The sequence below is a fragment of the Archangium lipolyticum genome, assembly GCF_024623785.1.
Lineage (GTDB): Bacteria > Myxococcota > Myxococcia > Myxococcales > Myxococcaceae > Archangium > Archangium lipolyticum.
Window position 1 is genome coordinate 761835 of the sequence record NZ_JANKBZ010000001.1, and the last position, 24132, is coordinate 785966.

The window sequence follows — 24132 nt, forward strand, 5'->3', positions numbered from 1 at the left end:
CCATCCTCCAGGTGCATCGGGCGTCGTCCCGCGGGGGTCACGGGTCCAAGGGTTGAACAGGGGCGGCGAGCCTTCTCACCAGCTTCTCGAAGACGCGCAGCAGGGCCGTGCGCTCCTTGCCGTCCAGCAGGGAAAGGAAGGCGCGGAGGCTCTCCAGGGCCTGGGTGTGCACGCGGTCGGCGGTCTCCTTCCCCCGAGGCGTCAGGCTCACATGGACGACGCGCCGGTCGGACGAGTCCCGTGCACGCTGGGCGTAGCCCTCGCGCTCGAGCCGGTCGACGATGCCGGTGATGGTCTTCTCGGTGACGCCCACCCTCCGGGCCAGCTCTCCCATGGAGAGGGGACCGTCACGGCCGAGCCACGCCACGCTGTGGAGCTGCGGCGGCGTGAGTCCCAGGGACTCCACGAGCAGGGCGAGCGGATCCCTCAGCGAGTTGCGCCGGCCCAGAGCCGTCAGCAACTCCATCAGCTGATACGCCGTGTCGTCCAACCCCGAGATATTCCGCATTGGCGAATATCATCTAGCAGGGTCGTTTGTCCCCACACAACCCTCCCACACCGTGGACCTTCCTGACACCAGCGCCCCCAATGTGGGTATCGACCCAGGTAATCCAAGACGACAGCAAGAATCGCGCCCCAATGTCAGACAGTAGATTTCAAGAAACCAAGACGTGCGCAATCTGGAAGTTCGGCACGTGACGGATTGACTGACTTATTGCAGAATCAGTTCCGGGTTTTTCACCTAACCGGGGTTGGAGTGTTTCCACTCCACCCCGGATGTTCACCACTCACGAGGAGCGCTGTGCTTCGACGACTCTTACTAGGGGCCGCTCTCTGCCTGTTGGGGCTATCGGGGGAGGCTTTGGCCAAACCTCCGGCGGGCGGCGTGTTCTGCAACACCTATCCATCCGCACCCGCGTGCACCGGGCAGCAACCGGCCTGCACCTACTGTCACGTCGCGCCGCCACAGCGGAACGACTTCGGCGCCGCGGTGGCATCCGAGCTGGCACCCGGTGCGCCACGCCCGCTGTCAGACAATGATTTCGCGGCCGCGCTGCCCACGGCACTGAGGGCCGTGGAGGCATTGGACTCCGACGGCGATGGCGTGACGAACCTCGTGGAGTTCCAGAAAGGAACCCTGCCGGCCGATCCCCGGAGCGTGCCGGCGGAGACGGGCGGCTGCTCGGGTGGCACCAACGCCCAGTACGACGTGTGCCGCTACGACGCGCGCTTCGCGTACAAGCGCGTGCTGCTCGACTTCTGCGGACTGTCACCCACCTATGCGCAGCTCAAGGCCTTCGCCGCGCTGAGCGCGGACGAGCAGCGCGCGAAGCTCGACGCCGAGCTGGACCGGTGCACCCAGAGCGAGTTCTGGCGTGGAAAGAACGGGCAGCTGTGGAAGCTGGCGCACCCGAAGATCCGCCCGGTGGGCTCGCTCAAGTCCGGCGAGGACAAGGGAGCCATTCCCCTCGCCGACTACTATGACGACTACGCGCTCTACGCCTACGCGCAGCTGGACGACCACGACGCGCGCGATGTGATGACGGCGAAGTACTATGTGCGCCGGGAGACCAATCCCACGCGCTACACGAAGGAGACGTCGCTGCCGTCGCAGTACGTCGACGAGGCGCACCGCGCGGGCAACATCACCTCCTCCTGGAGCCTCATCTACTTCGTGATGTTCACCGCGCTCCCACGCAACGCGGCCTCGCAGGCGTACCGCGGGTACCTGGGCTACGACATCGCCAAGCAGGAGGGCCTCTTCAGCATCCCGGACGAGCCCCGCGACTACGATGCCAAGGGCGTGACGGCGCCGGCCTGCGCGGCCTGCCACGCGACGCTCGACCCGCTGAGCTACCCCTTCCGCAACTATCAGGGCCTGTCCCTCACGGCCTTCAACACGTCGGCGCGCTACATCCCCAACCGCCTGGAGACGTACTTCCCTGACGTCGCTCCGAACATCACCCAGACGCCCGAGGCCGGCTACCTCTTCGGCCAGCCGGTGAAGGATCTGGTGGAGTGGGCCCAGGTGGGCGCCAACAGCGACGCCTTCGCCATCGCCGCCGTCACCGACTACTGGAAGCTGCTCGTGGGCCACCCCCCGACACCCGAGGAGAACGCCGAGTTCGTCGCCACCTGGCGTCGCTTCAAGGGCACACACAACTACAGCGTGCAGCGCATGCTCCACGATCTGATCCGCACGGAGGCCTACGGTGCGCCCTGATTCCCTTCGCGTATTGCTCCTGTCCGCCGCCTGCGCGCTCGCCGCCTGCAAGCCCTCTCCCTCGGGTGGAGAAGACGCTGGCACGCCACCGCCCGTCGATGCCGGGCAGCCCGACGCCGGCCCGGGCCCCCAGGGGGACGTTGCGCGCTCCAAGCGCAACAACCTGCGCTTCAAGGGGCCGGAGCGGCTGACGCTCGACTTCGCGGTGGCGCTGTCGCTGCCGCCCGAGCAGGTGTGCAACGAGCTGGGCCTGTATCCCTGCACCACCTCCGTGCACACCGTGGCACTGGGTGGCGTGGATCCCTACGGCCTTGGCTTCTACGAGCCCCTGCCCTACACCGGTGCGACCACGCCCATCGCCGTGGACCGCGTGGCGCTGGCGGCCTGCGTCCGGCGCGTCACGCTCGACGTCACCACGCCCGCGGAGGCCGTCGTCTTCGGGGGCATCGAGCTCGATTCCCAGGGGCGCTTGTCGAACCGGGAGGGCGCGCCGGTGAGGAACGCCATCACCGCGCTCTATCAGCGAGCCCAGCTACGTGATCCCTCGGAGGCCGAGGTGGACACGCTGTTGAAGCTGGCCGCCGACATCGAGGGCTCGAGCAGCCAGACCCCTGGCCGCGACTGGATGAAGGCAGCCTGTTTCGTCGTCCTGTCCTCCGCCGAGTCCGTCTTCTTCTAAAGGTAACCACCATGTCACTCCGCAAGAATGGACGGCTTTCACGCCGGGAGATGTTGAAGGCACTGTCGCTGTGCGCGGCGGGCTCCGCGACGATGGGATCCCTGCTGACGAGCTGCCGCGACTCACTGGACACCCCCGAGGCGCTCGAGCGGCGCGGGGGCGTGCGCCGCGACAAGCTCGACACCAAACCCCGCTTCCTCATCGTGATTGGCGCCGCGGGAGGTGCCTCCATCGTCGACAGCTTCCTGGCGGTGCGCGCCTCGGAGGCGGGCGCCAACGCCGCGAAGCTCAACACCTTCGCCGACGCGCAGGTGCAGAGCGTGGAGAACTCCCCGTTCCGCGCCGTGAAGGTGAGCAGTCCCCGGCTGGGCAACATCCCCATGCCGGTGAACACGGATCAGCTGCCCTTCGTGCGCAAGCACAAGGACTCGATGCTGGTGGCCACCACGGTGGGCACCTCGGTGAACCACGTCATCGCGCAGAAGCGGGCCCTCACCGGCAACGCGGCCTGGCGTGGCCGCACGCTGCAGGAGTGCGTGGCCCTGCAGTACGGTGCGGGCTTCCCCATCCCCAACGTGAACATGGCGATGAGCGGCTACTCCGAGCGTGGCACCGACGACTCCCTGCCCGCGTACTGCTTCGGTGAGGTGGTGACCAACGCCTCGCTCTGGCCGCTGGGCCTCGATGGCAGCAAGGGCATCAAGGACGCGCCCCCACGGGACGTGTTGGAGATGGCCCGGCGCGCGCGCAACACGCTCGATGGCCGGTCCGTCTTCGGGCAGACCTTCGAGAACGCCACGGCGCTCCAGCGGTGGAACGAGCAGCGCATCGTGGGACAGCCGGCGTTGGAGACGCAGGATCTGATCAACCGCCTCAACATCCTGCCCGACCAGCCGCCGACGATGCCGCTCTCGGAGTACGGCCTGTCGAGCTCCCCCGATGGGGAGCGGCTGCGCGCGGCCTTCCCGGACTACATGACCGATCCCATCGAGGCACAGGCCGCGCTGGCGTTCCTGCTCCTCAAGAACCGGGTGTCGGTGACGGTGACGCTGGGTCCGACGTTCAACGTGGCGTTGGGCAGGAACCGGATCAACAACCCGCCGCTGGCCTTCGACTTCAGCCACACCGAGCACCGCGCGGCCCAGGCCTTCATGTGGGCGCGGGTGATGGGTGTGGTGGACAAGCTCATCGACCTGCTCGGGACGGAGCCCTTCGACGAGGCGACCGGCGAGAGCATGTGGGACCGTACGTTGATCTACGTGGCGACCGAGTTCGGGCGCACGCGCACGCGGCCCAACGACGCCACGGAGTTCAGCTCGGGGCATGACCTCAACAACGGCTTCCTGATGCTCTCGCCGATGCTCAAGGGCAACAGGGTGCTGGGAGGAATCGACCCGAGCACCGCGCTGACCTACGGTTTCGACCCGCGCACCGGCGAGCCACAGCCCGGCAACGTGGAGTCCAACGAGCCCCACATCTTCTCGGGCATCCTGACGGCCATGGGCGTGGATACCTCCGGAAGCGGGCTCCCCGACGCGAGCGCCTTCGTGCGCACCTGAGCCGGAGCCTTCCGGGACCCGGGGATGTACCGGGTCCCGGAGAACCGCGTCATCGGGGTGGGTACGCCTCGGCGCACCCACCCCGGAACGTGACCCTTACGGGGTGGTGCAGAGGGTCCCGTTGAGGGTGAAGGCGGACGGAACCGGCAGGTGGTGGGCCGCCGGTGCGTTCGCGTTGAACCCGAACGTGACCGAGCCGTTCGGCGGGATGGTGCCGGTCCACGCCTCGTTCTCGGCGGTCACCGTGGTGCCCTGCTGGGAGACCTTCGCGCTCCAGCCGTTGGTGACCGTCTGGCCGCCGGTGTAGTCCCACAGCAGCTTCCAGCCGGAGATGGTGCTGGTCCCGGTGTTGGTGATCGTCACGTTGCCGGTGAAGCCGCCGTGCCACTTGTTGGGCTCGCTGTACTCGACCTTGCAGTCGCCGGCGGGCGGGGTCTCGCTCGTGGTGAACGTGACCGCCGCCGAGGCGTTGGAGCGGTTGCCCGCGGCGTCACGGGCGACCACGTAGTAGGTGTACGTCGTCGAGGGCGTGAGGCCCGTGAGACGAGTGGTGTTGCCCGCGAGCGAGGCCACCAGCTCGGCGCCGCTGCTGGTCTGCCGGTACACCTCGTAGCCGGTCACTCCCACGTTGTCCCTCGAGGCGGACCAGGCCAGCTGGGCGGTCGTGCCCGTCACGCCGCTGACGGCCGGCGTGCCGGGCGTGGTGGGCGCCTCGGCGTCCGGCTGCTGGCTCCCACCGTCGAAGACCACGTCGGAGCAGTTGTAGAAGGCCTCCGGGCTGTCCGAGCGCTGCCAGATCGAATAGATGATGTGGCGGCCGCTCTTGTTGGCCGGCAACTGCGCGGTCCACGTGTACTCGGGGCCCTCCGGACCGGTGCCGTTGATGGGCGGGTTGGTGACCGTGTCGAAGGGGACCGGCTCCAGGTCGGACCACTTCAGGGGCTGGCTCGGATCCCACCCGTCCTTGGTCACGTACTGGTACCAGGTGCCAGGGTGCGGCGCCCAGGCGTTGTACCGGATGGTGATGGAGGAACCGGCCTGCAGGGAGGTCGTGGGCCACTCATCGTGCGCCATGTTGTAGGCGTCGAAGAGCGCAGTGGGTCCGCACAGCTTGCCATCCGGGATGATCTCCCGGTGCCGGCCGGCGGCGTTGCTGATCAGGTTCCCGAACCAGTTCCAGAGCGGATTCTTGCCGCCCTCGGCCACGGCGGCCACGCAGGCGGGGTTGGTGGGATGCAGGTCACCGCCCTGCCCTCCGGCCTTGCCATCCACGTAGCAGGCATAGGTCCGGGTCGCGGGGTAGGTCATTCCGCCGTGGGCGAACGCCGCGTCGAGTGGCGCGAGCATCGCACCGAGAGTGGTCACACCCAGGACAGCAGCGCGGAAGGCAGGATCGTTTTGCTTTCTCATGGCTTTGTCTCCTTTGGGGTTCACGGCTCGTCGCCCCAGACCAGGATGCCGCTGCGGAACGCGGTCACCTTGCTCCAGGGGGTGAACGAGGTCTTGGTGGGATCGAACGAGTAGTCATTCGTCTCGTCGAAGTTGGACCAGTTGCTCTTGTTGAAGCGGATCTGGATTTCGCCCGTGTCGCGGCCGGCGGCGATCGAGCCAGCTCCAGCGGTGAAGCCGATCTCGACGTAATGCGTGGCGCCCGCCTTCGGCGCGGACAGGGCCACCACGGTGGAGGTGATGTTGGCGCAGCCCAGGTTGGCGTAGTCACACGCGACCTGGATCGACTCCCCGGAGTCCGGCGTGAAGTAGTAGCGGACCTTCAACTCGCTGGCGGGAACGCTGGCCGTTCCTCCATTGGCGATCTTGAGGTGCGGTCTGATCTGGTTGTTGGCCGGCGAGTTGGCATCGGCGTCGCGGTACAGGATCGAGAGGCTGGACGCGGGCGCCTGCTGCGTGGTCGCGGAGGACTCCGCGGATGCGAGGGACTCGTTGCCGGACGTGTCGACCGCCGTGAGCTTGAAATAGTAGGTGGTCGAGGCGGTCAGTCCGGTGCTGGCGTAGGAGGCCGTGGTGACACCGCTGGCGATCCGGTTGGAGGCGGAGGGCGTGAAGCCGCTGGTCGTGGAACGATAGACATTGTAGCCCTTCAGATCGGCCTCGGTGCTGGCGGTCCAGGTCAGGTTGATCTGGCTGGAGCTGGCCGAGGTGGCCTTCAGGCCCGCGGGAGCGGCCGGCGGCGTGCTGTCCGGGGCGGAGGTGGTCGCGGAGGCCTGCGTGGACGCGGAGGACTCGTTGCCGGAGGTGTCGACGGCGGCGAGCTTGTAATAGTAGGTGGTCGAGGCGCTCAAACCCGAGTCGGCGTAGGTGTTTCCAGTCACGCCGGTGGCGATCCGGTTGGAGGCGGAGGGCGTGAAGCCGCTGGTCGTGGAGCGATAGACATTGTAGCCCGCCAGATCCGCCTCGGTGTTCGCGCTCCAGCGGAGGTCGATCCGCGTCGGATTGGCCGCGGAGGCCAGCAACCCGACGGGCTGCGCGGGAGGAATCGTGTCGTTCGACACGGGACCGGGCTCGGAACCGAAGACCCGGACACCATTGTCATACACCGGGATGTAGGGAGTCCTGGCCACGGTGGAGGTGATGTTCTTGTAGGACGGGTCGTTGGCCGGATTCCAGGGGATGCCCGCCGGAGTGGCGATGCGGAACTGGGCCTCCTTGCGGTACGCGGACTGTCCACCGGGGTAGACGGGCGTGCCGGTGAAATCGACCGTGACGTAGTAGATGTTTCCGGACCACTGCTTGAGCGGCAGGACCTTGGCGCCCTGGCTGTAGTTCATGGTGACAGCCAGCTGCGAGGGCGAAGCTCCGGCCGCGATGACCTCGGAGAGGTCGACGAAGTACCGGAGGGTGAGCTTGTCGGCCACACGGGCGGGCCAACCCGAGATGTTATGAACGAATGACCGGATCTCCGTGAAGTTGGAGCCGGACACGTTGATGCCAGCCTCCACGTAGAACTCGTCCGTGTTGGGCACCTCCCGCTGGGGGAAGGTGGGATCGGGCGTACCGCCGTAGAGGAGGTACATCTTCGCCAGCGCGCCGGTGAAGCCGGCGTTGTAGTCCGTGGCGACCTCGTTCGAGACGTAGTTGGTCCGGTCGTCCACGTAGGCATCCGACGCATCCGGACCGCCGACCAGGGCGCCATACAGGATGTGCCGGCTCTCGGCGGGGCTGGAGAGGGAGTCGGCCCAGGCGCCATGCGCGGTGCGGTGGTGCGGGTTGCGGGGAGGATTCACCCCGAAGCCCACCACGTAGCTCGAGTTCCGGGGGTTCTCCCCGAGCATGTAGCGGATCTGCCGGGAGGCGAAGTCGCGGTAGCGCGTGGACCGGGAGGGATCGCTGTCGGCGATGTCGTCCGAGTACACGAACGCCAGGAACGAGGCGTTCGCCGTGTAGCGGAGACTGCCCCACTGATCCAACCAGGCCAGTCCGCCAGGGGTATAGCGGACCCGCTCGTTGTTGAAGCCCGTGGTCCAGAAATCCAGGTTCCTCTCCATGGAGGCCTTGTAGATGTCCTTCCCGGTCAGGCGGGCGAGCAGGAGCTGGGCACCGAAACGCTTGTCATCCCAGTTCTGCGTCCACTTGTAGGGCCAATAGGGCGTCTGTCCCTCGCTGCCCCAGTTGGCGGTGTAGCCCTCGGCCTTGGTCAGGTAGCTGCTCTCGTTGGTGGCCAGATAGAGCCAGGTGGCGGCCCAGCTCAGCTCGTCCCAGTAGCCGCTCCAGGAGTTGTAGTAGGACTTCGCGTCCGTGATGCAGTCCGAGTACTTGCCCCTGTAGGTGTCCGCGAAGGAGAAGAGCTGCCGGGCATGCGTCAGCAGGGTGGCCGAGTAGGCCGGATCGGACGCCCTGAACACGATGGCGGAGGCGGCCATGGCGGCGGCCGTCTCACCCGCGAGATCGGAGCCCGGACAGGAGGCATCGACCTTGAAGGCGGGCCGGGCCATCTGCATCACCTCGGCCGCTCCCCACCAGGCGTGATCGGGACCGCCGGCCCCCACCTGGCCATACAGCTCGTTCGGAGCGGTATGCGCCTTGATGAAGTAGTCATTGACCCAGCGGAGGTTGTCCAGGATGGCACCCATCTGCCCGCTCTGCTGGTACGCATCCCCATATTCATAGACGGACCAGGCCAGCAGGGTCGCACTGGAGGCCATGGGGAGGCCGAACTTGACGTGATCGCCGGCGTCGTACCAACCGCCCGTCAGATCCTTGCCCACGTCGGCACCGTCCTGCATGCCGGAGTTTCCGCGCCAGCTCACCCTGTTGTTGGCGGGCAACGGGCCGGACCGCTGGGCCTCGTAGAACCAGATGGATTTCTGCAGGGCCTCCGCGTAGTTGAACGTCTCCGCGTGCACGGCCAGCGGGCTCACGACAGAAGAGAAGCCCATCAGGAGTGCGGCGGGAGTCGCCAGTAAATGCTTTCGCATCTTGGGGTAGCTCCTTCTCATGGCTGTTGGGTGGAAAAGGAAACGGCGCGGTGGCGAGCCGCCCTACCCCGCCGCCGCGCATGAATGAGAAACGCCGCCCGAGGGTGCGAACCCCCCTCGGGCGGCGTTCAACTCACTTGACGATGATGGAGCAGTTCTGGCCTTCCACGCTCACACCGCTGGGCACCGGCTTCGCCCCGCTGTAGTTCGCCACGAAGCCGAACTCGATGCTGCTGCTGGAGGGGATCGTCGAGTTGCCCTGCGGCGTCACCACCACCGAGCGGCCCGACTTCGTGAAGACCCCGTTCCAGTAGTTGGCCAGCGTGAAGTCGTTGGTGGCCGTCCAGCTGACCTTCCAGTTCGAGATCGGCTGCGTGCCCAGGTTCTGCAGGATGCCGCGGCCGACGTGACCGGAGCCCCAGTCGTTGCTGGTATCCACGGTCAGCGAGCAGGTGGCGGGAGGCGGGATGTCATTGTCGATCTCCGTCGCGTGGACCGACACCGCCGTGTAACCGCTCGCGGACAGCCGGAACTGCCCGGTCCCGTTGGTCATGTCCGCATCCTCGCCCGCCGCGATGGTGACGGTCTGACCCACGCTCCAGTTGGACGGGGTGAAGGTCAGCGTGGACGGAGAGGACAGGAAGAGATCCGCATCACCGGAGGCCTTGGTGATGGAGACCGTGACGTTGCTCGCCGGGGCCGCGGACAGGCTCACCTGGAAGCTCGCGGAGCCACCCTCGGACACGCTGAGGTCGCTCGACGAGGCCACGATGGACGCCGACGTGGAGCCACCCTCCAGCAGCCGGGCGTAGTCCGCCATGGCCATGGCGATGTCCGCCTGGGCCCAGAAGCGGTGGTAGGTGAACTCGGGCACCGGGCCGCCCGCCAGGTAGGCCTGCACCTTCGGCCAGTCCGGATCCTGCTGGTACTTCGGACGCAGGCTGATGAACGTCGAGTTCGAGTTGATCGCCGCGCCCTGGGCGTTCGTCCCGGACCAGCCCGGCGGGACGTAGACGCCGTCGCCCGTCGTCGGGTTGTAGGCATCGTCGAAGCGCTTGTAGTCCTCACGCTTCTCGGGGACGGCCACGCCCTTCGGCGTCTGGTAGTTCGCCCACATCCGGTCGAGCAGTTCCTTGGCCAGGGTCTTGGCGGCCACGTTGCCGCTCTTGGCGGCGTAGAACACCAGCGTGCGCGCGTAGGCGGCGGCGACACCCACGTCGGTGGTGTAGTCCACCACCGTCACGTGCAGGTTGCTGTTGGTGCCCGGGTTGGTGGGATTCCAGGTGTCCGGCTCGCCCGACCACTGCAGGGTGCTCGGAATCTGGTACTTGCCATCCGCGGTGAGCTTCGTGTGCTGCGAGGCCCAGGCCACCCACTTGTCGAGCACCTTCTTGGCCTTGGCATCACCCGTGACGTAGTAGTACTCCGCCACGCGCTGCACGGACCAGGCCTGGAAGCCGAACCACTGGTTGCTCGGCGGATCGTGGTACACGGGCTGCCAGTCGTAATACATGCCGTAGAAGGTCGACGTGCTGGTCGGCTGCCCGTAGCGCCCGTTCCAGCTGTTGGTGGCACCACCCGCGATGCCGCCCTCGGCCGACTGCAGCCACGTGTAGAACTCGATCTGGCGCTGCAAGCTCGTCGCCCAGTCGGCCGCTCCGGTCGCGGACTGGGGCCGCAGGAACGACGTGTTGCTCAGGACGTAGGCCGCCATCGGGTTCTGGTACCCGAAGTGGTTGTGGCTCGAGCCGATGCGCCAGGCCCAGCCAGCGCTCGAGTCCACCGCACCACCCCACGAGTAGTACCAGGACAGCAGGTAGTGCATGCTGTTCTTGCCGCTGCCCGCGGGACACGCGGTCTCGCCGATGCACTGGCCGATGCGCTTGAAGTACTTGTCGAACATCGCGTAGCGCAGGTAGTCACCCATCTTGGCCGCCTTCTTGACGACCTCGGCCACCTCCGCCTCCTTGCCCTGCTCCCTCGCCCAGATGTGGGCCCAGTAGGCCGCCTGCACGGCGCGCGCATCCGCGTCCGGCGCGTTGGTGTAGCGCCACTGGCGGGAGTAGCTGGCGTCTCCCGTGAAGAGGCTCATGAAGCCCTGGCCCGACTTGCCCCAGGCGAAGTTGTCACAAGAGGGGTGCGGCACCGTCTCCCACACCGACTCCTGCGAGCCGCGCTGGAAGGTGTTGATGTACGACGGAGAGGTCGTCCCATCTCCGCAGCGGCCGTACCCGTACCAGTTGTCGACATCCAACAACCAGTGCATGCCGTAGATGTTGCTGTTGCCGTACGTCGACTGCAGCTCACCCGCGATCGGATCATTGCCGACCGCCACATCCGAGCGCAGGGGGGACGGATACTGGCTCGGCAGATCCCACTCCCCGGCATACGTGGCCGGCTTGTTCGCCTGGTAGAACTGGTTGGTGGGCTGATCCGCCTGGGACGGGATGATGTACTTCTCCATGTTGGCCCAGGCGGCGTTGAAGGGCGCCCAGTCGCCCGTCACATGGCCATACTCCGCCTCCAGCCACAGCCAGTAGCTGTAGGCCTCCGAGGTGGTCTCGTGCCCATGGTCCGGAGCCTCGACCATCAGCGTCTCCACGGAGTGATAGGGCACGCCCTTGGAGCTGAAGTACCCGTTCGCCGGATCCTTGATCTTGTTGTATTGCTCGAGGAATCGTTGCGTATAGGTAGATTCCCCAGCCAGGGCCTTGGCCAGCGTGGTGCGCGCGGGTTTGGCGTTGGCGGCAATGGCCTGTGCGGGCGCGGCAACCGCCACCATCAAGCAAAGGGCTTTCGTCACTGCGGATTTGACGGAACGTGAGGCGAAAGACATCACTTCCTCCTTGGGGGGTAGGACAGAACGACACACGACAAGCTGAACGGCGACAGCCCTTCACTCGCTACGGAACGCGCTCCCCTTGTATGAGAAAACTTCAGGACTTCCCGATGTCACGACAAGACAAATACCGGGAGCTGCCAGGCCCTTGAAACGATGTCGGGAAACTCGAGACCTGTTCTGGAGGCATTCACGGCGCGCCGGAATCACGGAAGCGAACACGGGCTGCTGGCGCGCCTCGTGTCTATCTGCTTGTTCTGATACCCCAACATTTCCAGGAACGCAAACGAAAACAGCTTTTCCTGGTTGATGTACATATATGGGAAAAGTGAAGGCCTCACAGCCGCGAGCCAAACTCAAACTCCCATGAGCTGAGACAGCTCATCGAATGAGCTGGCACAGCGCACCGGAAGAGACCGGCGGCGATCCTGACAGGAATTGTTTCGGGGACTTCGAGCCGCTTCGGCGAAGGAGGCGGAGGCGCCATCGACCTCGCACGCGGCCATCACCGGAGCGCCGGGCCTGTCCTGGCCCAGGCCGCTCCTGGTGGCGATACGTAGGACCGCTAGGCCAACCGCACGCCGCTGTCCGGAGAGAACAGCGAGACGCGCCGGCCGTCGATGCGGATGGGCAGCGGCGCATTGCGCTCCACCTTCTCTCCGCTGGACAGGCGGGCGGTGATCTCATTGCCGCCGAGCGCCATCCGCACGAACATGTCGGGGCCGGTCGGCTCCGACATCAGCGGCACGGCCTGGATGGTGCCGGCCCCGCCCTTCTCGGCCGTCAGGACGTGCTCGGGCCGGAGACCGAGCACGATGGGGCGGCCTTCCGTCAGCTCCGAAGGACCGTCCAGCCCGGGCAGGGGGATGACCGCGTCGCGGCAGGCGAGCGCCAGGCCGTCCCCGCTCCGCGTCAGGCGGCCGTCGAGGAAGTTCATGGTGGGCGCGCCGACGAAGGACGCGACGAAGCGGTTGGCGGGCCGCTCGTAGATGACCTCGGGCTTGTCGCATTGCTGCACCCGCCCCTGATCGAGCACGACGATGCGCGTCGCCATCGTCATCGCCTCGATCTGGTCATGCGTGACGTAGACCATGGTGCGGCCCACCCGCTCATGCAGCTTCTTGAGCTCGACGCGCATGTCGGCGCGCAGCTTGGCGTCGAGGTTGCTGAGCGGCTCATCGAACAGGAAGACCGATGGCTCGCGCACCAACGCGCGCCCGATGGCCACGCGCTGCTGCTGGCCGCCGGACAGGTTCGCCGGACGGCGATCCAGCAGGTGCTCGATGCGCAGCAGCCGCGCCGCGGCATCCACCTTGCGCTCGATCTCCGCATCGGGAACCTTGCGCATCTTGAGGCCGAACCCGATGTTCTTGCGCACCGTCATGTTCGGATAGAGCGCATAGGACTGGAACACCATCGCGATGTCGCGCTCGTCCGGCTCGAGCTGGGTCACGTCCCGGCCGCCCATCCAGATGCGGCCGCTCGTCACCGGCTCGAGGCCCGCGATCATGTTGAGCAGCGTGGACTTGCCGCAACCCGACGGTCCCAGCAACACCAGGAACTCACCGTCTTCGATCTGCAGATCGAGCTTGTCGATGATGACGAGCGAGCCATAGGTCTTGCGAACGGATTCGAGTTTGACGCCATGCATTGGTAGGTCCTCAGCCCTTGACGGCGCCGGCCGCGACACCGCGGACGAAGAGGCGGCCGGAGAAGAGATAGACGAGCACGGTCGGCAGCGCCGTCAGCATGGTCGCGGCCATGTTGAGGTTGTATTCCTGCTCGCCGAACTGCGAGCCGACCAGGTTGTTCAGCGCCACGGTCACCGGTTGGCTCTCCGGGCTGCTGAAGGTCAGGCCCAGCAGGAAGTCGTTCCAGATGTAGGTGAACTGCAGGATCATCGCGACGGCGAAGACCGGAAGCGACAGCGGCAGCATCACGTACCAGAAGATGGAGTAGAAGCCGGCCCCGTCGATCCGCGCGGCCTTGAGCAGATCCTTCGGCACCGACTGGAAGAAATTGCGGAACAACAGCGTGACGAAGGGCAGACCCCAGACCAGATGGACCAGCACCAGCCCGGGCACCGAGCCGAACAGGCCGAGCTCGCGCATCAGGATGATCATCGGGTAGAGCGTCACCTGCGGCGGAATGAAGAGGCCGATGAGCAACGCTCCGAACAGGAAATTGGCATAGGGGACGCGCCACAGGCTGAGCGCGTAGCCCGTCAGCGAGCCCAGCGCCACGGACAGGAAGAGCGACGGAATGACGATCAGGAAGGAATTGGCGAACTGTCCCGACAGGCCATCACAGGAAGCACCGATACAGGCGCTGCCCCAGGCCTTGCCCCAGGCGGCCAGCGTCGGGGCATGGGGTAGCGCGAACAGGCTCCCGTCGCGGATCTCGTCCATCGGCTTGAGCGAGGTCGAGACCATGAAGAAGAGCGGCGCCAGCATCGCCAGCGCGGCGGAGGTCAGCAGCAGGTAGAGGATGAATCGCTGGTAGCGCATCACGCCTCCTTCCGCGGTGCCCGCAGCTCGGCATAGAGGTAGGGGGCGATCACCGCCGCGATGGTGCAGAGCATCATGAAGGCACCGGCGGCGCCCAATCCCAGCTCCTGGCGGTTGAGGATGTGATCGACGACGAAGCGCGCCGGCAGGTCGGAGGAGAAGCCGGGACCGCCGCCGGTCAGTGCCACGACGAGGTCGAAGGACTTGAGGACCAGCGCCGACAGCAGGACGAACACGGAGAAGAACACCGGCCTGAGCATCGGGGTGATGATGTCGGTGTAGACGCGCCAGGTGGGGATGCCGTCCACCCGCGTCGCCTTCCAGATGTTGGGATCGATGCCGCGCAGGCCGGCGAGGAAGAGCGCCATGCACAGCCCGACCTGCTGCCAGACCCCCGCGATGGCCAGCGTGTAGATGGCCCGGTCCGGCCGGACGATCCAGTTGAAGACGAACTCCGTCCAGCCCAGATCCCGCACCGCGTCCTGGATGCCGAGCGTCGGGTTGAGCAGCCACTGCCAGATGGTGCCGGTGACGATGAAGGACATCGACAGCGGCAGCATGAACACGGTGCGGAAGAAGCTCTCCCCGCGGGTCGCCCGGTCGAGCAGGAGGGCGAGCGCATAGCCGATCAGCGTGCAGCCCAGGATGAACAGCGTGCCATGGATGGCCAGGTTCTCCATGGACGTCCACCAACGCTCATTGGTGAACAGACGCTTGTACTGGTCCAACCCGACGAATTTGTAGACAGGCAGCAGCCGCGAACGCGTCATGGAGATGACGACCGTCCAGCCGACGAAGGCGTAGAAGCAGACAACCGTGATGATCGCCGCCGGAGCGAGCGCGATCTTCGCCGCCGTGCTGGCGGACAACCAACGGCGCTTTCCAGCGGGCGGTGCCACCGCGCGCGGCAGGGTCACCGCGGACGGCGGCTGTTGTGCGTTCATCATGAAGGGGTCCTGGTGCCGTGAATGCCGGGGAGGAGGAGGAAACGCGGCTGGGGGGAGCGTGTGAGCCTCCCCCCCGTGACACGGCCTTACTTCGTGTCGGCAATCGCCTTCATGAAGTGCGCGCGCCCCTGCTCGGGCGTCATCGACCGGTTGTTCCAGAAGTGCGAGATGGCATCATCGATGGCGCCGGACACCGAGCTGGGCAGGCCGAACAGGCCGGAGCTCGCGAGCTGGGCCTTCGGGTCCTTGAGCGTCTCGATCGCCAGCTTCGCGCAGACGTCGAAGGACGGGTCGTTCACGTCGGTGCGGACGGGGATGGAGCCCTTGCGCTTGTTGAAGGCGATCTGGACCGCCGGGTCCATGATGACGTTGGCCATCAGCTTCTGGGCATCGAGGCTCGCCTTGTCCTTCACCTTGGCGAAGGCGAACGCGTCGACGGTCATGATGTAGCCCTTGTCCTTGGCCGGGGCGAGCGCGCAGCCGACGCTCGTTCCAGGCTCGATCCCCGCCGCCACCAGCTCACCCTTGGCCCAATCGCCCATGAAGTAGAAGGCCGCCGTGCCCTTCATCATCATGTTGGCCGCGAGGTTCCACTTACGGCCCGGGCTGCCCTCGTCGACGAACTCGCGCAGCGCCGCGACCGTCTTGAAGACCTCGAGCATGGTGTCGGACTTCATCGCGGCCTCGTCCAGCTGGCTGTAGACCTTGAGGTAGTGGTCGCGGCCACCAACCCCCAGCAGGACGGAGTTGAAGAGGATCCGCTCCTGCCACGGCTCGCCACCGAGCGCGATCGGGGTAACTCCCGCGGCCTTGAGCGTCTTGGCGGCCGTGATGAACTCCGGCCACGTCTTGGGCACCTCGACCTTGGCCTTCTTGAGGACGGCGGTGTTGTAGAACATCCAGTTCTCACCGTGGATGTTCACCGGCGCGGCGATGTACTTGCCCTCGTACTTGGAGGCCTTGGCGATCAGGGGCGGCAGCACGGCGTCCCACTTGCCAGCGGTGGCCGCGTCGTTGACGTCTCCGACCATCCCCTGCTCCGCCAGCTCGTCGAGCTGTTTGCCAATCGAGAACATGAAGGCGGTGGGCGGCTTGCCGCCGATCATGCGATTGACGACGGCGGCGCGCGCATTGGAGCCACCGGCCACCGGCGTGTCCTTCCAGGTGCCGCCCTTGGCGGCATAGGCAGAGCGCACCTTGTCCAGCGCGGCCGACTCACCGCCAGACGTCCACCAGTGCAACACTTCCGCCGTCTGGGCCTGGGCCACCGAGGACACACCGATCAGCAAGGCCACCACCACATCCGCCGAACTCTTGAGCGCTCTCATTACGATCCTCCCCGTTGATCGATGACTAAAAATCGTAACGTTACGATTCGCTGATTGGTCCCACAGACCCGGGCCGCAGTCAATGGCGTTCATGCGTCGGAGACGCTGAAATAATAGGTCGAAAATGTAGAATGACAACGTTACGATTGCCTGAGAAAGACAGCGACGCGGTGCGACAAGGAAATGCCGCGGTGCGGCAAGACATGTTGAGGAGGAGCTCCGGAAATGACGATTCGTTTTCCCGAAGGCTTTCTGTGGGGGGTCTCGACTTCCAGCTACCAGATCGAAGGAGGCGCCCCGGACGACGGGCGGGGACGGAGTATCTGGGACACCTACTGCGCGAACCCCGGCAAGGTCGCCAACGGTGACACCGGAGAGGTGGCCTGCGACCACTATCACCGCTACGCCGAGGACCTCGACCTGATGCGCGACCTGGGCGCGAAGGTCTACCGCTTCTCCATCATGTGGCCGCGGGTGATTCCAGAGGGCGTCGGTGCCATCAATACCAAGGGACTCGATTTCTACGACCGCATTGTCGACAGCCTGCTCGAGCGCGGTATGCGCGCCTGGCCGTGCCTGTATCACTGGGATTTGCCGCAGGCGCTGCAGGACCGGGGTGGCTGGACGAATCGAGACATCGCCAGTTGGTTCGCGGAGTACGCGGCCCTCATGGCCCGGCGGCTCGGCGACCGTGTCGAGAACTGGGTGACCTTCAACGAGCCGAGCGTCTCGGCCTGGGTCGGTCATGAGGAGGGGCGCCATGCACCAGGGCTGACCGATCCACGCGCCGCCGTTCGCGCCGCGCACCATCTCAACCTGGCGCATGGGCGGGCCGTCGCGGTGCTACGGGACCTGGCACCCCGCACCGGCGTCGGTGTGGTGCTCCCGATCCACAAGGCCCGGCCACTGCCGCAGTTCAAGGAGCGCGATGGCCACCTGCCGGCACTCTTCGAGGACAAGTGGAACGGCGCCTTCCTCGATCCCATCTATCACGGCCGCTACCCCGCCTCGGTCGCGGAGCGGTTCGCCGAGCACGTGCGCGACGGAGACCTCGCGGAGATCCACCGGCCGATCGATTTCCTGGGCGTCAACCACTACTTCCCGAGCTACGTCAGAACCGCGACGCAGGGCGCCTGGCCGTTCGAGCACTCGGATCCGCCGTTCTTCTTCCGCCGGACCGAGATGAACTGGGCCATCGACGGCCATGCCTTCTATGAGGCGCTCATGATCGTCAAGGCTCGCTGTGGCAACCCGCCCGTCTACGTGACCGAGAACGGCGGTGCATTCGTCGACGTGGTCGGGCCGGATGGCCGGGTTGACGATCAAGACCGCATCGCTTATTACCGCGACTATCTCGCTGGAGTGCAGCGCGCGATTTCGGAGGGGGCGGACGTCCGTGGATTCATGCCCTGGTCTCTGCTCGACAACTTCGAATGGGCGCGCGGCTACAGCAAGCGCTTCGGTCTCGTTCATGTGGACTACCAGACACAGAAGCGGACGCCGAAGGCTTCCTTCGACTTCATGCGGAAAGTGATTGCCACCAACGCTTTGCCAGGCGTCTGAACCCAGGCCGGAATGACGTGAGCACCAAACGACGTAAGCGCCAGGAAGGCGAAGGGCTCAACGGGAAGCCTGCGGCTCCCGCGAACCTCAGGACGTTGGCGGCACATCTGGGACTGTCCATCAGCACCGTTTCGCGCGCGCTGAAGGACGGTCCCGAGGTGAGGCCGGAGACGATCGAGCGGGTGAAGGAGGCCGCCGCCAAATTCGGCTACATGCCGAACATCAGCGGCATCCACCTTCGGACCGGCCGGACCTTGAAGGTGTGCTCCATCCTCTACGCGCCCGAGGTGGGTGACTACGGAGAGCCGGGCTTCCTGGCGCAGGTCGAGAGCCTGTCCAATGGCATCGAGACCTCGGGCTACAACCTGATCGTCCTGGCGCAGACCGCCCAGCAGGCGCCGCTGGATCCGATCCGCAGGGTGTACGCGCAACGGCTCGCCGACGCCGTCGTCTTCTCCCGCACCACCCCCATGGACGAACGGGCCAGGTTCTGCCTGGAGAAGGGGTTTCCGTTCGTGAGTTTCGGGCGGACCGAGCTGCAGACACCGCACGCCTTCGTCGACCATGACGACGAGAGCGCTGTCTTCGACGCGGTCGTGCGCCTGGCCCGCGACGGGCATCGGCGGATCCTGATGCTCAACCCGTCCGGGGGGTTCACCTACGCCGGCATGAGGTTGCGCGGCTATCAACGGGCCCTGGTCGAAGCGGGACTGCCCAGGGACGAGTCCCTGGTGTTCCACGGCGACCTGTCGGTCCGGGCCACCCGCGAGACCACGAAACAGTTCCTGCAGCGGGATCGCTCGATCACCGCGATCGTCTGTGGAAACCAGATGTCCATCATGGGCGTGCTGGAGGCGTTGATCGAAAGCGGGATGAACGCCGCCAGGGACGGGGTGAGCGTCGTCGGCTTCGGCGGCATGCCGTTCCTCACGCTCTCCGAACAGCGCATCATCTACTACTACCAGCCGCAGCGGCGCGTCGGTGCCGTACTGGCCAGGCATTTGATCGCGCTCTTGAACGGCGAGCCCGCGGCGAACCTGCAGACGGTTCTGCCCTATGTGCGGATCGAGGATCTGCGGCTGTTCCGCACACAGGAAGAATTCGATCCCGCCCGAATACTACCGCCGACTTGAGGGTGGCGGATTCCGGCGCGTCTTCCGATGACCCGAATTCTTCCTCCGTGGGCTCAGTACGGGCCGGAGGAAGAAAGAATGTCCCCATCGACCCGGAAGACCCTCGCGACGTGTCTCGCAGTGCCGTCCCTGTTGTCCGCCGGCATGGCCCTGGCGCATGGCTCCATGGAGGTGCCCATCAGCCGCGTCTACAACTGCTACAAGGAAGGGCCGGAGAACCCCCAGTCCGCCGCGTGCAAGGCCGCCATCCAGGCCCATGGCACGCAGGCCTTCTATGATTGGAACGGAGTGAGGCAGGGGAACGCCAATGGGCAACACCGTGCGCTCATCCCGGACGGGAAGCTGTGCAGCGCGGCCAACGAGAGCCACAAGGCCCTCGACCTGGCCCGGACGGATTGGAAGGCGACGCAGATCGCCCCCAATGCCAGCGGCAACTTCGAGTTCGTCTTCCATGCGACCGCGGTCCACGCCACCAATTACTTCCAGCTCTATGTGACCCGGCCGGGCTACAACCCCGCGCTGCCGCTGAAGTGGTCGGACCTGGAGGCGACTCCTTTCTGCACGGTGAGGAGCGCCACGGCCGTGAACAACCGCTACCGGCTGACCTGCCCCTTCCCTCAAGGGCGGACGGGTTCCCACGTCATCTATGCCATCTGGCAGCGCTCGGACAGCCCCGAGGCGTTCTACGCCTGCGTGGACGTCAAGCTCGGCACCGCGGCCGCCGCCCTGGCCTCCTCGTGGAAGGAGCTCGGCCAGGTGCAGGCCCGGACGGACCTGCCCGCCGGCAGCACGGTGACCTTCCGCCTGTTCGACAGCGCCGGCAGGGACGCGGAGACCCATCCCCTCGTGTTGGATCGCGCGGCCCCGGCGGCGGACTGGCTCGTCCGGCTCGCCGAGCGGGTGAACGCGAGCTCCACCCACGTCAGGCTCGGGGCGCTTCAGCCCTCCGGGGAGATCGCTCCCATCGGGAACCGCCAGGGCAACAGCGTCTACGGCCTGGATTCTGGATACACCTTCCAGATTGACATCCAGAAGCCAGCGGCCGACGAGGCGTCCTCCAAGTAGGAGTGTACGCCTCCTCTACCCCCCGCTCCCTGGCTCGGTAGCCGTAGGCAGCAGCGCCGGGGCGGGGGTGTGGTGAATGGGGCTCACGCCATCACCCAACTGCCCGTAGAAGTTGTGGCCCCAGGAGATCAGGGTGCCATTCGCACGCAGCGCCATCGAATGGAGGTCGCCCCCCGAGATGGCCACCACACCCCCGAGCTCCGGTACCCGCACCGGCGTGGTGCGATCCGTCAGCGTCCCATCGCCGAGCTGGCCGTAGGCGTTGCTGCCCCAGGCCCAGACCGTCCCGTCTCGGCGCAGCGCCAGGGAGTGGAACACTCCGCCATCAATGGCCACCACGCCCATGAGTCCCCGCACCCGTTCCGGCGTGAGGGAGTCGTGAGGCCAGGTCCACACCGTGCCATCCTCGCGTAGCGCCAGCGACGCGATTTTGTTGGCCGAGACGGACACCACTCCCCTGAGTCGCGGCACCTGCACCGGCGTGAGCTCGGGGATGATCGTCCCGTCCGTCATCCTGGCGGGCTCGCAGAACCAGACCCACACCGTGCCGTCCTTGAGCACCGCCACCGACCAGTAGTTCCCCGCCGCGATGCCCGTCACGTCCGAGAGGCCCTTCACCTGCATGGGCGTGAGCCCCACCCCGTAGCCCCAGGCCCATACCGTGCCGTCCTCGCGCAGCAGCAGCGAGTGGGAATCACCGGCCAGGAGGACCTTGCCGCCCGTGAGCTCCGGCACCTGTACCGGCGAGGGACTGTCGCTCGTCGTTCCATTCCCGAGCTGCCCGTAGAGATTGTTCCCCCAACCCCACACCGTGCCATCCCCTCGCAGCGCCAGGGAGTGCATCGTACCGGCGGAGACGCCCACCACGTCCGTGAGACCCGGCACCTGCCCCGGCACAGCCTGGGGCTGATTGAACTGGGTCAGCGGCCCACGGCCGAGCTGTCCGAAGATGTTCACCCCCCAGGTCCACACCGTGCCATCCCCTCGCAGCGCCATGGAGTGCAGTGAGCGCGCGGAGAAGTCCACCACGTCCGTGAGGTTCACCACCGGCACCGGCTCGAGCCGGCGATCCGAGCCCGTGCCGAGCATGCCCCGGGTGTTGTCACCCCAGCCCCACACGGAGCCCTCCGCTTGCACCGCCAGGCTATGGACCTCACCCGCCGCGATGGACCGCACCTCCGGTAGACCCTCCACTCGCACGGGCAGGCTCTGGTCCACGTTCGTTCCATCCCCCAGCTGGCCGTAGGCGTTGTCGCCGAAGGCCCACACCGAGCCATCCGCGCGCAACACCAGGGAGTGGAAGGTGGCGCCCGAGATGGCCACTACGTCCGTGAAACCCGTGGCCTGAACGGGCGAGGGCTGGATCGTCACCACGGGATCGATCCCGAGGTTGCCGGCGCCGCCGTAGCCCCAGGCCCACACGGTGCCGTCCTCGCGCAACGCCAGCGAGTACCAACCCCCCGCCGAGATGGCCACCACGCCCGTGAGCCCCGGCACCTGCGCCGGAACGGGCCGAGACACCTTCGTCCCGTCCCCGAGCTGGCCTCCGTAGTTTCCACCCCAGGCCCACACGGTGCCGTCCTCGCGCAGCGCCAGCGAGTGCGACTGTCCGGCCGAGGTGGCCACCACGCCCGTGAGGCCCGGCACCTGCCCTGGCACCCGCCATGTGCCGCCGCTCGAGGACCCGAGCTGGCCCTCTTCATTGTTCCCCCAACCCCACACGGTGCCGTCCGCGCGCACCACCAGGACATGGGACCATCCCGATGAAATGGACTTCACGTCCGTGAGACCCGGCACCTGCCCTGGCAAGGGGCGGCCCTGGGCGGAGCCATCCCCGAGCGCGCCCGTGTTGTTGGAGCCCCAGGTCCACACCGTGCCGTCCTGCCCCAGGGCCACGGAGTAGCCCTGGCCCACCGCGACGGACACCACGCCCCCGAGTCCGGGCACCGGCTCCTTCCGTGGCGCATCCAGGTACGTGCCGTTTCCGAGCTCCCCCTCGGTGTTCATGCCCCAGGCCCACACCGTGCCATCCTCGAGAACCCTCAGCGTATGGGATTGCCCCGTGGCGATCCCGCTCCGCGCGTCCACCTCGCGGGGCCGCAGCGGCAGGCCCCAGGCGATCTCCGTCGTCAGCACCATCCCGAGCAGCGCGGACAGCAGCACTCCGCGCACGCTTCTTGTCTCTCGAAGCATCGTTCCTCCACGAGCTAGCGATGGGCGCCCAAGCAGAGCGCGTGCCACCTGCCTGCCTGCTCTCGCTCCCTCGGAACACCCGTGAGCACGAGCCCGTGTTCGCGTGGACGGATGACGTTTTATGTCCAATGACTGACGTGATTGGTCCTCCCACCGGACTCCCCCCGGTGGGCCTCTCACGAAGTGGTCCGAAGAGCGCTCGCCCTCAGCCAGCAGCTGGAGGGATGGGTGTACGCAGAGCCGTAGCCGCGCGACCGTCTGCTATCCTCCGGGCATGGACTGGCCGTGGAAGCGTGCGAGACGGGTATTGAACAAGGAGGAGGAGGCTCGGCTCATCGAGGCCATCCGCCGGGCCGAGCAGGGCCATCGCGGAGAGGTGCTCGTGCACGTGGAGCGGCACTGCAAGGGAGGCAGCGCGCTGGCGCGGGCCATGGGGCTCTTCGAGAAGCTCGGGATGCGGGGCACGGCCACCGACACCGCGGTGATCCTCTATGTGGCGTTGGAGGATCGCAAGACGGCGGTGTACGCGGGCCGGGGGGTGCACGGGGCGGCCATGCCGGGCTTCTGGGAGACGGTGGTGGACGCGGTGGAGGAAGGCTTCCGCAAGGGCGAGCCCGTGACCGGGCTCGTGACGGCGGTGGAGCGCATCGGGGGGCTGTTGCTCACCGCGGTTCCGGGCAGGGACACGGCGGGCAACGAACTGCCAGACCGGGTGAACCAGGGCTGAGGTCCCCGCATGCGTCGCACCCCTCAGAACCCTCCTCCCCATCTCCTCACCCTGGACGCGATGGGCGCTGGGGGCCTGCCCTTGCGTGTCGTTCGCATTCCAGGGCACCAGCCCGTGATTCCGCCCGGGCCACTCGTCTCGACCTTCTTCATGGTCTTCGTGCTGACGGCGGGAAGGGGGCGAGCCCGTCTCCTGGAGCCGCTCGATGTCCAGGCGGGGGACATCCACCTCGTCCCCGCGGGCATGGAGCACCAGCCCCTCGAGCTGGGCGACCTCGAGGGGTGGATCGTGGGCTTCGATCCGCTGCTGCTCCGCTCGCTCGGACCGGAGTGGTTGCCAGAACCGCCTCGAAACCGTGGAGCGGCGAAGCCCACTCCAGCGCGAAGCCTCTTCGTCCGGGGACTGCTCCGGCTGCGGCCCGGGCAAGCGCGGTGGCAGCGAATCGCGCACCGGGTGGCCGAGCTGGAGGCCGAGCTGCGAGAAGCCCGTTGGGGCGCGGAGAACGCGACGTATGCATGGTTCGTCCTGCTGGTCACGGAGCTCCTGCGCGAGTTGCAGGAGCACGCGCCTCTCGCGCCGTCCATGAGCGGCGGGCTCGTGCACGATGCGCTCGCCTTCATCGAGGCGCACTGCTTGCAGCCCCTCTCGCTCCAGGACGTCGCGGCGGCGGTGGGGTGCACGCCCTCGCACCTGGCCAATGCCATCCGCCGGGAGACGGGGCTGACGGTGGGTGACTGGCTGCGCGAGCACCGCATGGCCGAGGCCCGGCGGCGCCTGCTGGACACGGAAGCCAGTATGGAGAGCATCGCGAGCCAGGTGGGTTACGCCGACGTCACCCATTTCATCCGCACCTTCCGGCGCGTCCACGGAATGACCCCCCGGGCCTGGCGCGAGCAGCGCCGCAGCACCGGAAGCTGACAAGGCTCCCGGCTCCG

General features: G+C 66.7%; 17 protein-coding genes. 8 read left to right on the forward strand and 9 right to left on the reverse strand.

The window, feature by feature from the left end:
- Positions 1-37: 37 nt before the first annotated feature.
- Positions 38-508, reverse strand: coding sequence for a MarR family winged helix-turn-helix transcriptional regulator (locus tag NR810_RS02775; RefSeq protein ID WP_257447274.1), 471 nt, complete (start codon positions 506-508; stop codon positions 38-40).
- A 354-nt stretch (positions 509-862) separates the two neighbouring features.
- Between NR810_RS02775 and NR810_RS02780 the strand changes: the two genes are divergently transcribed.
- From NR810_RS02780 to NR810_RS02790, 3 genes are read left to right on the forward strand one after another with little or no spacing between them, the layout of a single operon-like run.
- Positions 863-2224: a hypothetical protein gene (locus NR810_RS02780; RefSeq protein WP_257447276.1), complete on the forward strand. Its 1362-nt coding sequence runs from the start codon at positions 863-865 to the stop codon at positions 2222-2224.
- Positions 2214-2903, forward strand: a complete 690-nt coding sequence (locus NR810_RS02785; RefSeq protein WP_257447278.1) for a hypothetical protein — start codon at positions 2214-2216, stop codon at positions 2901-2903. Before NR810_RS02780 ends, NR810_RS02785 begins: the two co-directional genes overlap by 11 nt.
- An 11-nt stretch (positions 2904-2914) precedes the next feature.
- Positions 2915-4462, forward strand: a complete 1548-nt coding sequence (locus tag NR810_RS02790; RefSeq protein WP_257447281.1) for a hypothetical protein — start codon at positions 2915-2917, stop codon at positions 4460-4462.
- A 96-nt stretch (positions 4463-4558) separates the two neighbouring features.
- Here NR810_RS02790 and NR810_RS02795 read toward each other — a convergent pair whose 3' ends face one another.
- The 7 genes from NR810_RS02795 to NR810_RS02825 all read right to left on the reverse strand — a co-directional run bounded on the left by NR810_RS02795 (position 4559) and on the right by NR810_RS02825 (position 16516).
- The gene (locus tag NR810_RS02795; protein ID WP_257447283.1) at positions 4559-5872 is read right to left on the reverse strand and encodes a lytic polysaccharide monooxygenase; all 1314 of its coding nucleotides are present in this window, start codon (positions 5870-5872) and stop codon (positions 4559-4561) included.
- Positions 5873-5892: 20 nt separating this feature from the next.
- Complete coding sequence (locus tag NR810_RS02800; protein ID WP_257447285.1) at positions 5893-8895, reverse strand: glycoside hydrolase family 9 protein; 3003 nt, start codon at positions 8893-8895, stop codon at positions 5893-5895.
- Between the two features lie 133 nt (positions 8896-9028).
- Complete coding sequence (locus NR810_RS02805) at positions 9029-11677, reverse strand: glycoside hydrolase family 48 protein (protein WP_257447763.1); 2649 nt, start codon at positions 11675-11677, stop codon at positions 9029-9031.
- Between the two features lie 622 nt (positions 11678-12299).
- Positions 12300-13385 (reverse strand): ABC transporter ATP-binding protein, encoded by a 1086-nt coding sequence (locus tag NR810_RS02810; RefSeq protein WP_257447287.1) that lies wholly within the window; start codon positions 13383-13385, stop codon positions 12300-12302.
- A gap of 10 nt (positions 13386-13395) precedes the next feature.
- Complete coding sequence (locus NR810_RS02815; protein ID WP_257447290.1) at positions 13396-14241, reverse strand: carbohydrate ABC transporter permease; 846 nt, start codon at positions 14239-14241, stop codon at positions 13396-13398.
- A complete protein-coding gene (locus NR810_RS02820; RefSeq protein WP_257447292.1) occupies positions 14241-15188 on the reverse strand; it encodes a carbohydrate ABC transporter permease in 948 nt (315 codons plus the stop codon). The genes NR810_RS02815 and NR810_RS02820 overlap by 1 nt, the downstream gene beginning before the upstream one ends.
- Before the next feature lie 86 nt (positions 15189-15274).
- Positions 15275-16516, reverse strand: coding sequence for an ABC transporter substrate-binding protein (locus tag NR810_RS02825; protein WP_257447294.1), 1242 nt, complete (start codon positions 16514-16516; stop codon positions 15275-15277).
- 225 nt (positions 16517-16741) lie between these two features.
- Between NR810_RS02825 and NR810_RS02830 the strand changes: the two genes are divergently transcribed.
- The 3 genes from NR810_RS02830 to NR810_RS02840 all read left to right on the forward strand — a co-directional run bounded on the left by NR810_RS02830 (position 16742) and on the right by NR810_RS02840 (position 20277).
- Positions 16742-18079 carry a GH1 family beta-glucosidase gene (locus tag NR810_RS02830; RefSeq protein ID WP_257447297.1) on the forward strand — a complete coding sequence of 446 codons (1338 nt, stop codon included), beginning with the start codon at positions 16742-16744 and terminating at the stop codon, positions 18077-18079.
- 17 nt (positions 18080-18096) lie between these two features.
- Positions 18097-19212: a LacI family DNA-binding transcriptional regulator gene (locus NR810_RS02835; RefSeq protein WP_257447300.1), complete on the forward strand. Its 1116-nt coding sequence runs from the start codon at positions 18097-18099 to the stop codon at positions 19210-19212.
- Between the two features lie 78 nt (positions 19213-19290).
- Entirely contained in the window at positions 19291-20277 is a 987-nt protein-coding gene (locus tag NR810_RS02840; RefSeq protein ID WP_257447303.1) for a lytic polysaccharide monooxygenase, read from the forward strand.
- 15 nt (positions 20278-20292) lie between these two features.
- Here NR810_RS02840 and NR810_RS02845 read toward each other — a convergent pair whose 3' ends face one another.
- A complete protein-coding gene (locus tag NR810_RS02845; RefSeq protein ID WP_257447305.1) occupies positions 20293-22470 on the reverse strand; it encodes an RCC1 domain-containing protein in 2178 nt (725 codons plus the stop codon).
- 307 nt (positions 22471-22777) lie between these two features.
- Here NR810_RS02845 and NR810_RS02850 point away from each other — a divergent pair, with 307 nt between their 5' ends.
- Positions 22778-23197 carry a TPM domain-containing protein gene (locus NR810_RS02850; RefSeq protein ID WP_257447307.1) on the forward strand — a complete coding sequence of 140 codons (420 nt, stop codon included), beginning with the start codon at positions 22778-22780 and terminating at the stop codon, positions 23195-23197.
- Between the two features lie 9 nt (positions 23198-23206).
- On the forward strand, positions 23207-24115 hold the full coding sequence (locus NR810_RS02855) for a helix-turn-helix transcriptional regulator (protein WP_257447309.1): 909 nt from the start codon (positions 23207-23209) through the stop codon (positions 24113-24115).
- The last annotated feature ends 17 nt before the right edge of the window (positions 24116-24132 follow it).